Origin of the sequence: Herbaspirillum sp. GCM10030257, from assembly GCF_042666555.1 — a bacterium.
Taxonomy (GTDB): Bacteria; Pseudomonadota; Gammaproteobacteria; order Burkholderiales; family Burkholderiaceae_D; genus Noviherbaspirillum.
The window spans coordinates 1-12,269 of the sequence record NZ_JBHTDH010000039.1 but is presented as its reverse complement, the minus strand read 5'-3'; the positions used below and the strand labels follow the sequence as shown (position 1 = coordinate 12,269).

Genomic DNA, 12,269 nt, shown 5'->3' with positions numbered 1-12,269 from the left:
CTGGCAGGGATGAATAGGGCGGCTCCATTCAGTTCCTTGTCGCTTGTGACGAAAGCGAATATTATTCGATACACCTCCGAGTCCGTATCGAACGATACTCACAAAAAGCGATCTAGGTTAGCCGAAAATTCGGCTTCAGCTACTTACTCCGGGGAGTCGAGCACCAGCATTTCACTGATGCGGTGACGTGCAAACGGGTCGGCGGTTTCGACATAGCGCATGGCCGAATGCACATCCTTCCAGCCGACGTATTCCATTAGGCTCTTGACGTCCCAGCCGTTGGCACTGGCCCAGGTCGCGAAACCGCGCCGCAAGGAGTGGCCGCTGTAAAGTTCGGGTGACGGAACTTCGGCTTCCTTCAAGATTGACCGCAGCAGTGGCACCAGGCTGTCGATATGAAGTCCTTCGGTGCTCACATGTCCCCAGCGGTCGATACTCCGGAATACGGCTCCCTCGCCGATCTGCGCAGCGTTGACCCAAGCAAGGTAGGCCTCCACCGGACACAGCCGCGCCAGTGCCGGTGCCTTGAAGGTCGTTCCTTTCACTTGCCGGTCCGTTTTGGTGAACGCGAGATAGCAGGTCATGCCTTGACCAGGAATCACCTCGACGTGCTCAGCCCGCAGCCGAGTCAATTCATCACCCCGGAAGCCACGCCAGAACCCGAGCAGCAGCAATGCCCGGTTGCGCAGGTAGCGAAGCGCGGCGCGACGGTCATTCTTGGTGCCTGCTACCACAATTGCTTCTTCAAACCATCGATCTACTTGGGCCAGCTGCTCGATCTGCACTGGCTTGGCGCGCTTTTCCTGTGCGGGATGCAGCACCTGAACACCTTTGAAGACCTTTTTCACGATCGGTGCCTTGGTCGGATCCGGAAAGCCCTGATCGAGGTGCCATTGGGCGAGGGCGGCCAGCCGCTGGCGCAGCGTATTGACCGACAGCGTTTCAGCATGGTCAACGAGGTAGCGGGCGACGCTTTACGCAGTGGCTGGCAAAAAGCCGCCCCATTCGACTTCGAAGTGGCGAACAGCACCTTGATAGGCCTTGCGGGTGTTATCGCGGGTAGCGGCTTTTACGTACTGATCAAGCTTGGACATCCTGTAGCTGGCGAAAGGAGGATTACGGATCGAAACCACAGAATATACCCGAAAATGGCGTCAACACAGGCTAATCACCGATTATCCGTTCACAAAAATACGCGTTACATGCGCAATCCATATGGTATTACCGTATGTAATCACGTACCATGTAACCCGTAACAATATATCGGTGAAGGCAGATGGGGCGCTCAGGACTATATAAATCAGACGTTAAGCAGGCACGAGAGATCCTGCTCGCCCATGGCAAGCATCCTTCCGTCGATGCCGTACGTATCGCCCTCGGCAATACCGGCTCGAAAACCACGATTCACAAGTATCTGCGCGAGCTACAGGAAGAAGAGGGCGTCGACCGGAAATCCTCGATCAGCGAAGTCCTGCAGGATCTAGTTGAGCGGCTGGCCGGCCAATTGCAGGCAGAAGCGAATGTAAAGCTCGAAGAGGCAAACGTAAAGCATCAGGAGCAGGCTCGCGCGCAGGCTGAGTTGATCGCCACGTTACGTACGGAGGTCAAGGACATCACCGAGCGCCTAGACAAAACCAATGACGCTTTGGCACAGGAGCAGGGTGCCCACGCCCGGACACGGGAAGCCTTGCAAGACCTGACCGTGACCCATCGCGCCGCCGAGCAGCGAATCGTCGGCCTGGAAGAGCGGCTTTACGAAAATGAACAGCACCGCCAGTCTCTCGAGCAAAAACACGAACATGCGCGACAGTCGCTCGAGCATTACCGTAGCTCGGTCAAGGAACAGCGAGAGCAGGACCAGCGTCGGCATGAGCAGCAAGTACAGCAGTTGCAGGCTGAGATGCGGCAGTTGCAGCAGTCGCTGGTGGTCAGGCAGGAAGAGGTGACGCGGCTGAACCAGGAAGGCGTACGTCTGGTATCGGATTTGTCGCATGCACGGAAATCCTTGCATGACGAGCAGGCCAATAGTCGGCAGCTTGTGCAGAGGTTGGATGCGCTCAAGGAAGCGGAGCAACATGCACGGGTGCTGGAGGTGCAGCTCGCTGAAAAGACAGTGTTGTCTGAACGTCTGACTGAGCAATTGGCTGCTGCAACGGCGCAAACGGAGGGATTCTCTCGGCAGGTGCGGGAGTTGGAATTGTCGCTGGCCACTACCCAAGCAAAGCTAGAAGCGCAGCAAACATTGAATGAGGAGTTGCGTAGCTATCTCAAGCATCAGAACTGCACTGAGAAGGACGACAGCAGGTGACGGCCCAAAATTGATGAAGCCCTGTGATCCCTAACAGATCACAAGCGCGGCAAGCCGCAGCAGAATGCCTACATCGAAAGCTTCAATGGCAAGTTCAGGGACACATCAAGTTGATCATAAATTCCATTAAGTATCCGATTACCTAGAGAAATGCGGTGATCTATTTACTACGTATCGACCAAACTTGTTTTGATGTTGCCATTTATTCCATGGCAACGTAGATCATCTTAGAACTGTACTTTTGTGGGGATGCAGCATCATAAGTATATGCTCCGGTGACGAATGCGGTAGCTTCGGGGTTTCCTTTAACATACCAATGTGACTTAAGACCTCGGAGGTCCAGCTTCAATTCTTCGGTGATCAGGGAGTCAATATATGTCCATCCTTTCCCTTCTCGCCAGATGACGCCCATATTGGTATCACCGCGTGTCCCGAAGATGGTTTTGCCATCATCAGAGATTGAATCTGGATCGATTACATGATCCCAGCCAGCGGAAGTGGAATGGGCCAAAGGGATCCATGTATTCGGTTGGTGCAACACTACACGGCCCCAAGTTCGCTTGCCTCCTATGGTTCTAGTTCCGACCCCGAAAATTCCATTTCCTGAAAAGACGGAAACTTGAACATCGAAATTAAGTGGCGCCTTCATGTCATAGGCAAAAGCACCCCATTGCCAAGGACGAAACGAACTAGATAAGGTGAAAACTGTTCCATCGGCCGCCATCTGCTTGCAAGAAGAGAACTTTTCCTTCACAGGCAAATCTTGAATATCGTCCAATTGATAAATATTCTGATCATCGTTGCGTAGAATATCAACGCGAACAGGACGATAAGGTGCCCCTGCACCTTTGGGCGTAACAAGAGCGCAAACCACATCTCCCTTCTGGGAGATCATTCCGATATCCCATTTCGCCCATGCGTCGTTCACTGGAAAATAGAACCTAAATTGGTTTTTAAAGAAGATCCCTAGCCGACTCTTGCACAAGCCTAAAATGGCAGTCTTTTCTTCAGACATGTCGGAGATGCGTGCCTCTTCATTTTCACATCCCGGAAAGGTCCAGATTGTGAGTTGTGGATCCCTTTTACGCCAGGTAAATGCGGCATACTGGCTGTAATCGTGCTTGCGCATATGGCCGATAACGTATAAGCCATCTTTCGTTATCTTTGCTTCGCCTGCTGCTGTCCACCCGTCAGGAATAGGAAGAATGTAGATCTCAGGGGCAGCGGAACACGTCCAGGAGACGCAGAGAAGAGTCACCATAGCCGCAAGTTTGAAGATTTTCATTGGAGTGCTCTGATCACAAAAATGCAATCCCAACGCATTGAATTTTTCCACGCCTGTTTAGACTCATTTCTTTCCCAAGCCCATTCATCTTCGTTGTTAGATAGATTAGTCGTGCATTTTTGCGAAACGACATTGGCAACCCGCTGGTCTTTGCCGAGATGAAGTAACAGGTAGAAGGGATTTAGTGGTTGTCGAGATGCCATAATTGCGGCAGCCTGTCGAATGGCTGGCGAAGTAATCCCAGCTTTTTGCAATGTCCATATTTGGACGCCTACAAGGTGAAGTTCATAGTTTGCCTCTGCAAAAGCCGCCCGATACGGCAGCAAATCCCATGAGTGCCCATACTTTTTTGCCGGATCTCTTTCGTCTGCAGGGACAAGTTGCGTTAGCCCATGGCGATTGGCCAGGAAATTAAGCCAAAACCATTCTTCCCCTTGCAAGACACAAGTAAATTCTCTGTCTTGTAGGCAGGATTTCGATGCTATGCCAAAACGTAATACCGGATCGGGAAGGTAATGTCGTTGGAGAGATAAAAATTCGAGATAACGGCTGAGCGCTGCAGTATCGCCTTTCCTCAAAAGGTAGTTGATGACGCCAGTGAACTGGTCTCCAGAGAATTGGTTTTCGTAGGACCAATTGCCAATATTGTCAGGCGAACGCCAAAACTGGCCTGTCGATTCACGCTGCGCTCGTCGTACCAACTCGCAAGCAACTTCGACTCCCACTGAGCAAAGCAGACCACCAAAGATAGACATGTCGCCATCGTCATAGTCGTGCCCTGAGCGCTTTGCTGGGTACCGAAATCCGGGATAGCGCACGCTGTCTTTGTAAGGGGCAATTTCTTCGAGCTTCGTCAGCAACGGAGCCAAAGCAGCAGCATCAACGGGTTGATGCCCAGCTGGAGCCAAGCTCGCTATTGCATTCAAAGCTGAGTCAAGCACTCCAGTTGGCCAGACCAGTCGCAGGCACAAGTTATCTCGTCCAGCTGAATCGAGGCAGATATCGCCGTTTGCCAAGACCATTGAACCGAGTGGCGCCAGAGCCGGTTCTTTGAACATTTCAACTGCAGGAAGGGAAGTGTTGGTATTACGAATACCATCGCTGATAGATTGCGACAACTTCGCGCTAAGATCCGTCAGCATTGCGATATCGCCACCAACGTCACAATTAGCCTTACTTCCTGCAATAACTGCGCGCGGATTGGCCAGAGACATCAGCGGAAGTAGCATGCGTATGCGGACAGTACAGTCAGATTTCCCAAGGATATGCTGAACATGTACCGCAATTTGTATTGCGATTTCATGAGTCGTATCACCTCTTCCAAAGGAAAACCCTTGTAACAGCATCGATCTCACGACTGGGTGCTTAAATTGCCGAACTGCCTTCGATACTTCTGCATAGGCGCGACGTTCAAGCAGTTCTGTTGGGACTTGTACGCGTACATAATCCGGAGATGTGCTGATTTCGAGGCTTATCCCTTGTGGGCGGCTGACGTTAAGTTTGGCACCGTATGCATGTACGCTGGCGCAAGCCAAGAGCAGAAGTAATAGGAAGCGATTCACGGCTTCTCCGTCCCTTCGATACTCACTCGGCAGAGAATTTTGCCTCTGATACCGCTCGAAACTACACCTCCTAGGCTAGTTACAGATGCTTGAACACACATTTTGGTAGGTTCCTGAAGCCCGGTATTAGGAACCACTTCAATCCAATCATAGAAATGCAATTGGCAGTCATAGACGCTGGCCTTTTCGACTTCTGGTCTGACCGGCGTTACTGAGGAAGTGCGCAACCATCGGCCGGGAGAGGAAATAACACACTCAGTCTTTCCAGGGCAGGACTCCCTCTCCCCGTTTATTTGGACAGGATCGGTAGTACATCCTGATTCTATGGTATATGATTGTGAAAATGCGGGTGATAGATGCAAAGTAGAGGTTACAACGGCACACAAGACAAACCAGTGGAGTAAACGGGAATGGTGGTTGTGTGGAGACATAGTTCTCATTCAATAGACCGCGATACAGTGAATAGCAGCTACTCCACGAGCAATGCGGATAGGGACTTCGAACTGACTATAACTATTGATTGTAAAATTTGCAACAAAAAGCCAATGCAACGATACTTTACCTTGAGGTAGATCGATCTTTTGGGTGGGCTTAATGCCAATAGGCATGCAGTTCAAGATTCGATAAGATGCTTGGTGCGTTCATCCGTTTGGAAGTCGAGCTGACAGCTAAATCACCATTCCGACCGCGGGTCTCAATACGTTTCTATTCGCTATACGGAGCGGCTCGCCGAGGCCGGCATTGAACCGTCGGTAGGTAGTCGTGGAGTGATGTGCCCCCATTAGCAGTGCCAAGGGCGTGTTAGTAAAGTTCAGTTGATAATTCTTCCGTTTCCTTGCCTATATCGCCCCGTCGGTAACCGGCCGCAAACTCGGCGGGGGTCTGGTAGTTCAATGCACTGTGCGGCCGGTGCTCATTGTAATCCCGCCGCCATGCGGCTATCCGAATGCGTGCCTCGGCCAAACTGGTGAACCATTGATCATTGAGGCATTCATCCCTGAACCGGCCGTTGAAGCTTTCGATATAGGCGTTCTGCGTTGGCTTGCCTGGCTCGATTAGTTTCAGCTGCACACCATTCTGATACGCCCACTGGTCCAGCGCCTTGCCAGTAAACTCTGGACCCTGATCGGTGCGAATGGCGCTGGGCAAACCGCGAAATTGCGCCGCGCGCTGCAGGACTCTCACAACATACTGTCCTGATATTCCATGGTCGGTGACCAAGTCAACTGCCTCCTTGGTGAAGTCATCCACGATGGTCAACACCTTGATACGCCTACCGTTAGCCAGGGCATCGCTGACGAAATCCATTGACCATACCTGGTTTGGTCGGCTCGGCAGCGCCAACGGTTCTCTCTCTACAGCGACGCCATGGCGTTTCCGTCGACGTTTGACGGCCAATCCGGCACTCTGATACAACCGGAAAATGCGTTTGTGATTGGCATCGATACCATCGCGTCTCAAGAGAGCATGCAGCCGACGATAGCCAAAGCGCCGCCGCTCGCCCGCAAGCTCGACAAGGCGGCCCTGCAGTTGCTCATTCTCCGGCTGTGCTTTGGATTGATAATGCAGCACCGTGCGTGACAGTCCCACAAGCAGGCAGGCGCGGCGCTCAGAGATTTCCGTCATCTCCCGCATGACCGCGACTGCCTCACGCTTGGCCTGTGGCGTCAGTACTTTCGGCCTAGAGCTGCCTTCAGCGCTTGCGCATCCAGGATTGACTCGGCCAACAGTCTCTTGAGCTGTGCGTTCTCAGCTTCCAGATCCCGCAGCCGCTTGGCGTCTGGCACCGTCATTCCACCAAACTTCGCCCGCCAGTTGTAAAAGGAGGCATCGCTAAACCCGTGTTGCCGGCAGAGCTCCATGACCGGCACCCCAGCCTTCGCTTGCTTCAAAAAACCGATGATCTGCTCGTCAGTAAACCGCTTCTTCACGTTCGTTCTCCCTCTTGAAAACGAACTTTACTAGATCCACATGACCCTGTTTATTGGGGGCACATCACATGGTAATGGTCCCAGTCGTTGCCATCGACGCCTCCTGGAAAAGAGATGTCCATAGCATCAATCAACCTTCGAACAGCCGTATTTCCTTACCCCAAATGCGACATTTCTATTTGGGGGAAACACGACATTTCTACTTGGGACCGACACCAAAACGACGCCTAACTTTATTTATGTCGACCTCTGCTTTTAAAACAGACGGAATACAGGATCGCATATACTCAGATCGCACAAGGTTTATCTACCATTACAAACGCTCGAAGCCTTTAAATTAGGGTTTTTGGAGGTTATGGGCATCATGTCGAATACGGAATCGGAGGTAGCTCATGTTCCATTGGCACTCCATTGCGGCCTTTCCCTTTCACGGTATAAAGAGTCTTCAAACGCCTCGCACCAGTCGGGACCGAGTGGTAGAGCGATGGATTGGCTGATTCCAATACCAGGATGTTCTGGAATGTCTTGACAAGTATCCGATCAGCTGATCATCTGTTTGATGGGGCTATCAGAAAACCTTGATCTGTTTACGCGGAGATCTACGGGCGTGCGAAATCTGGGATGCGAAAGCGCTTGCGATATGCGCCCGGCGCCAGTCCGGTCGTGCGCTTGAACAGGCGACGGAAGAAGGCAGGATCCTCGTAACCGACCCGCCAGCTGATCTCGTCAATGGAGGTCTCCGTCCGCTCAAGCCTGCGCTTGGCGTCTTCAATCCGCAGGCGTTGGACATAATCAAGCGGGGTAAAACCGGTCGCATGCGTGAAGCGTCGCTTGAAGGTGCGTTCGGCTAGCCGGGAACGCTGAATCATTTCCTCCACAGGGTGGGCGACCGAGAAATGCTTGTCTAGCCATTGCTGTGCACTTTGGATATCCCCGTCGCCATGGTCACGCTTTCCTTCGAAAACGAGATAGGGAGTAAGTCCGTCCTGGTGCCACTGCAGCGCGAAGAGGCGGGCGACTTCCTGTGCAGCGGTCGCACCAGCGTATCGCGCAATAAGGTAAAGCACCAGATCGTGCCAGCTCATCGACGCACCCGAGCACACCAGTTCTTCACGCACGCCAGAGATGGTAAGCACCCGTTCCGGATGAATTGGAACAGCCGGATAGGTCGCCGTGAACGCACGGGCGTAGCCAAAGTGAACCGTGGCGTCCTTGCCGTCGAAAAGGCCGGTTTCGGCCAATAAGAAGATACCCGAGCAGGCCGAGCAGAGCACTGCTCCGCGGTCGTACATGGTGCGCAGCCAGGCAACAAGCGCGGGATAACGGTCTTTCTTCCAGCCTGTTGGCGATAGCAGCACCGAGGGGACGATCACGATATCGGTGGTCTCAATCTCTGTGATGGCGCGCTGCACGTTGACAGGGACACCGCTTGCCAATCCAAGCGGACCCGTCGCCTCTCCAACGATTTCAAGCCGAAACGGGACAGAAACTTCTCCCCCTGTATCCGGTACGTCCATGAGCGCGAACGCATTCATGACATCGAATATTCCAGTCAGCGTGGAAACCACTGCATCGGGCAGCGCGATCAGGCTGACGTGGCGTGGATTTGACTCGGGGGAGGGTGATGGTCTGGCCATGGCAAATCCTCTTCCTACATTTTCCTGCCGACAAACCTGCCGGCCGTGGCATAAACGAACCGATTTCGGGTAATTCCGGCGCTGTCGTCGTAACGACCTGCGTGCGACTCTGTAGACGTAGTTTGAAACCCACGAAACGACGACAGGAGGTAGAAATTATGGACATATCCGAAATTGATCAAACGAAGCTAGAGACTTTTGTCATGCGCGCCATTGGCGATCTATCGGCCGGTTACGGAGGCGTGATGGTCAGCCTCGGTAGCAAGCTCGGCCTTTACAAGGCTATGGCGGGCGCAGGTCCACTTAGTCCAAAGGAGTTGGCGCTGCAAACCGGCTGTGCAGAGCGCTACTTACGCGAATGGTTGAACGCGCAAGCTGCCGGTGGCTACATTGTTTATCATGCGGTGAGCAACACATATGAGCTTTCTCCAGAGCAGGCAATGGTGTTGGCTGACGAAGATAGTCCAGTGTACATCCCGAATGCGTGGAACGTACCGGCATCGATGTGGTTCGACGAGGAGAAAGCCCTCGAGGCGTTCCGCACAGGCAAGGGTGTGGCGTGGGGCGATCACCATGGCCGGCTTCATTGTGGTGTCGCAGCGTTTTACCGTAATGCCTATCGGAAAAGTCTGGTTCCGGAGTGGCTACCCGCGCTCGAAGGTGTAGTCAAGCAACTCGATGCCGGCATCGACGTTGCTGACATCGGCTGTGGCCACGGTCACTCATCCGTGCTGATGGCGCAGGCATTTCCAAACTCACGCTTTCATGGATTTGATACGCATTCGACCTCAATCGAAGAGGCCAGGCGTAACGCCGAGGAGGCGGGCGTTACTGCGCAAGCTAGCTTTCACACAGCGAGTGCGATGGATTATTCCGGCAAGAACTACGGACTCATCTGTTTTTTCGACTGCCTCCACGATATGGGAAATCCGGTTGCAGCAGCAAGGTACGCAGCCGAGGCACTTGCTCCAAATGGCACAGTCATGCTGGTCGAGCCGTTTGCCAACGATCGAGTTGAAGACAACATTTCGCCGGTTGCCCGACTTTACTACGCAGCCTCGACGACGCTTTGCTGTGCTCATGCCCTTTCGGAAGGTGGGCACCTCGTCCTGGGTGCACAAGCAGGGGAGGCACGTCTTCGCGACGTGTTTCAAAAAGCCGGGTTCAGACACTTCCGGCGGGCAGCCGAGACCCCGTTCAACTTAATTCTCGAAGCGCGGCACTGATACCACCCGTAAGGGCGCCACAAAGCGCATGCATATTTGTTCTGTAGTGCCTACCAAGTAGATCGAAATAGAGAGTGCTGGTTCGCAGCCTACAAGTCACTTAACTGACCAGGAGTTGAAAATGAAAGCGAAAAATTCGATAGCAGCAGTTGTAGTCTTCCTCACTGCCGGGTCCGCATTCGCCGATGCGACCTATCCGTACGTCGATCATAGCAAGTTCACAAGCACCAAGACCCGTGCTGAAGTTTATGCTGAGCTCGAGCGCGCATATGCCCAAGGCGATCACATTGCCACTAGGACGCCAGAATTCGTCGAGTTCAACCAAGTGGCTTCAACCCGCAGCCGTGGCGACGTACGCACGGAAGCGATTCGAGCTGCAAGGACGGCGGACAGAGTTTCGAGGGCAGGCAGCTAACACATATCGATCCGGCCAGGACATGTGCCTGGCCGGAAGATACAAGCCCTTCCACATAAGACTTACAGCGCCTATCAAAAGGCTGCGTGCCCCGTTGCTTCTCCTAGCCGTACACCTGTACTGTCTTCGTCGGCGCGCCTTACACGCGCCACTAGATATGGCCAACCGGGAGCTATATCAAGAAAACTGAAAAATCCTTCGCGATGAATTGACCCCGATTAGTTGGGCAGTTTGTTAGCTAGGCCGTCAAGGGCTTGACGCCCAACCGGAATTAGTGCCGCCCTTAGGTCGAGTTTTTCGGGAGGGGGTCAGGCGGACCTTCGCTCGTGACGGGCTTTCTTTTGAACTCGATGCCAGGGCTTGATATTCCTCCAGTGCATATGCGGTCGTTGAAGGCACACTCATATTGGCTTTGACCAAACCAGTCGACTTCGATGACGAACACCCGTCAACTTCTATTGGAATTTAATTCGGAGCACAACGCCTTCTCAAGAGGTAAGGAGCTCTGCGACGGCCTGTCCGTCGTTTTGCAGATCGCAGATACGCTGTGGGTCGCTAATGATGAAACTATCAGCCTTGAGCGGCTGTCGCTTAGTCAGGACAAAAATGCAGATAACAACCTCTGTGCCCGCGAGCATAAACAGTTTTCGCTGAGTGAGTATCTCCGACTACCAGTCCCGCACACCGGCCAGTCGTCTGACTTGCAAGAAGTCGATATTGAAGGTCTTGCATATGACGACGGTTACCTCTGGCTAGTTGGATCGCACAGTCTCAAGCGCAAGAAACCAAAGCCCGCTGACGGCGTTGTAAAGGCACAAAGGCAATTAGCAAAGCTCGATGCAGAAAGTAATCGCTATCTCCTCGCGCGTATCCCAGTGGTTGAGGATAACGGTGAAATCACCCTAAAAAGCGAAGTTACGCAGAACGAGGTTTCGCGCCACGCGGCGCAGCTCCGCCTACGCGGACATGGTAATGATCTGATGCAAGCATTGAAAGGTGACGAGCACCTCGCACCTTTTCTTTCCATTCCCGGCAAGGACAATGGATTCGATATCGAAGGCATTGCCGTTGTAGGGAAGCGTGTTTTTCTCGGACTACGCGGTCCGGTGTTGCGTGGCTGGGCGGTGATTCTCGAGCTGGAACTCAAGGAAACCAAGCTCGATTCATCTGTCCTGAAACTAAAGCGTATCGGCTCGAGCGGGCGACGTTACCGAAAGCACTTTCTGGAGTTGGGCGGGCTTGGTATTCGTGACTTGTGCGTGCAGGATAAGGACTTGCTCATTCTGGCCGGGCCTACCATGGATCTTGATGGGCCTGTGACAGTCTTCCGGTGGGAAGGTGGAACGCTTGTCGACGATGAATGCATACTTGAAACCGATTCACTTAGTCGAGTCCTTGAGGTGCCTTTTGGACAAGGCTGCGATCATGCAGAAGGAATATGTCTGTTTTCCGAGCAGAGCAGCGAAGTTGTTTCCCTACTGGTTGTCTACGATGCCGCATCCACGAGCCGTCAGTTGAACAAAAGAATTATGAAAGCAGACCTTTTTCCGCTTGTGCAATTCGACCAAAGCGTTCTCTCCCTGATTAGTTGGTATCGTCGTTTCGCTTCTGCAGATGTTCTGGTCGGGTTGACAGCATAACTTAGTACATACAGCGGCCGGGAATGGGCGTATCGGTAGCGGATTAAAGGATGAAGCGTGGCAATGAGGGGATGGCGCACCTCAGAGTGAAATTCGGCATCGCGTATTTTACATAAAGCGTATTATGCGACACAAATTTGTACTAGCAAGATTAGAATGTCTCAAACTGGCTAAATCAGATTGTCCCGTTTTAAGCAAGTCCTGAGATATTAAGCGGTCCATGCTGGGTGCTTACCTGGTTCAGGAGGCACATCATGGCTCGCAT

At 52.8% G+C, this 12,269-nt stretch carries 9 protein-coding genes and 1 pseudogene; 5 read left to right on the top strand and 5 right to left on the bottom strand.

The window, feature by feature from the left end; genetic code table 11:
- Positions 1 to 143 precede the first annotated feature (143 nt).
- A complete protein-coding gene (locus tag ACFQUU_RS26650) occupies positions 144 to 848 on the bottom strand; it encodes a site-specific integrase (protein WP_382251255.1) in 705 nt (234 codons plus the stop codon).
- 428 nt (positions 849 to 1,276) lie between these two features.
- On the opposite strand from ACFQUU_RS26650, the gene ACFQUU_RS26645 reads away from it, so the two are divergent.
- Positions 1,277 to 2,308: a DNA-binding protein gene (locus tag ACFQUU_RS26645; RefSeq protein ID WP_382251253.1), complete on the top strand. Its 1,032-nt coding sequence runs from the start codon at positions 1,277 to 1,279 to the stop codon at positions 2,306 to 2,308.
- A gap of 45 nt (positions 2,309 to 2,353) precedes the next feature.
- A pseudogene (locus tag ACFQUU_RS26640) lies at positions 2,354 to 2,422 on the top strand (integrase core domain-containing protein); the annotation flags it as partial.
- 88 nt (positions 2,423 to 2,510) lie between these two features.
- Here ACFQUU_RS26640 and ACFQUU_RS26635 read toward each other — a convergent pair.
- From ACFQUU_RS26635 to ACFQUU_RS26620, 4 genes are all read right to left on the bottom strand, one after another.
- Complete coding sequence (locus tag ACFQUU_RS26635; protein WP_382251252.1) at positions 2,511 to 3,593, bottom strand: hypothetical protein; 1,083 nt, start codon at positions 3,591 to 3,593, stop codon at positions 2,511 to 2,513.
- A complete protein-coding gene (locus ACFQUU_RS26630; protein ID WP_382251249.1) occupies positions 3,590 to 5,155 on the bottom strand; it encodes a hypothetical protein in 1,566 nt (521 codons plus the stop codon). The genes ACFQUU_RS26635 and ACFQUU_RS26630 overlap by 4 nt, the downstream gene beginning before the upstream one ends.
- A gap of 801 nt (positions 5,156 to 5,956) precedes the next feature.
- Positions 5,957 to 7,086, bottom strand: a protein-coding gene (locus ACFQUU_RS26625) for an IS3 family transposase (RefSeq protein WP_382251247.1) whose coding sequence is annotated in 2 segments (ribosomal slippage) — positions 5,957 to 6,828 and positions 6,828 to 7,086 — 1,131 coding nt in all. Because the reading frame shifts where the segments join, the coding sequence is not laid out codon by codon here.
- 599 nt (positions 7,087 to 7,685) lie between these two features.
- Positions 7,686 to 8,723: a GlxA family transcriptional regulator gene (locus ACFQUU_RS26620; protein ID WP_382251245.1), complete on the bottom strand. Its 1,038-nt coding sequence runs from the start codon at positions 8,721 to 8,723 to the stop codon at positions 7,686 to 7,688.
- A 158-nt stretch (positions 8,724 to 8,881) separates the two neighbouring features.
- Between ACFQUU_RS26620 and ACFQUU_RS26615 the strand changes: the two genes are divergently transcribed.
- From ACFQUU_RS26615 to ACFQUU_RS26605, 3 genes are all read left to right on the top strand, one after another.
- Positions 8,882 to 9,949, top strand: coding sequence for a class I SAM-dependent methyltransferase (locus ACFQUU_RS26615; RefSeq protein WP_382251243.1), 1,068 nt, complete (start codon positions 8,882 to 8,884; stop codon positions 9,947 to 9,949).
- 121 nt (positions 9,950 to 10,070) lie between these two features.
- On the top strand, positions 10,071 to 10,364 hold the full coding sequence (locus tag ACFQUU_RS26610; protein WP_382251242.1) for a DUF4148 domain-containing protein: 294 nt from the start codon (positions 10,071 to 10,073) through the stop codon (positions 10,362 to 10,364).
- A gap of 434 nt (positions 10,365 to 10,798) precedes the next feature.
- A complete protein-coding gene (locus tag ACFQUU_RS26605; RefSeq protein ID WP_382251241.1) occupies positions 10,799 to 12,004 on the top strand; it encodes a DUF3616 domain-containing protein in 1,206 nt (401 codons plus the stop codon).
- Positions 12,005 to 12,269 lie beyond the last annotated feature (265 nt).

Bases quoted from the DNA above. Each gene is read 5' to 3' on its own strand.
- ACFQUU_RS26645 (WP_382251253.1), top strand. From the start codon at position 1,277: ATGGGGCGCTCAGGACTATATAAATCAGACGTTAAGCAGGCACGAGAG.
- ACFQUU_RS26635 (WP_382251252.1), bottom strand. From the start codon at position 3,593: ATGAAAATCTTCAAACTTGCGGCTATGGTGACTCTTCTCTGCGTCTCC.
- ACFQUU_RS26620 (WP_382251245.1), bottom strand. From the start codon at position 8,723: ATGGCCAGACCATCACCCTCCCCCGAGTCAAATCCACGCCACGTCAGC.
- ACFQUU_RS26615 (WP_382251243.1), top strand. From the start codon at position 8,882: ATGGACATATCCGAAATTGATCAAACGAAGCTAGAGACTTTTGTCATG.
- ACFQUU_RS26610 (WP_382251242.1), top strand. From the start codon at position 10,071: ATGAAAGCGAAAAATTCGATAGCAGCAGTTGTAGTCTTCCTCACTGCC.
- ACFQUU_RS26605 (WP_382251241.1), top strand. From the start codon at position 10,799: ATGACGAACACCCGTCAACTTCTATTGGAATTTAATTCGGAGCACAAC.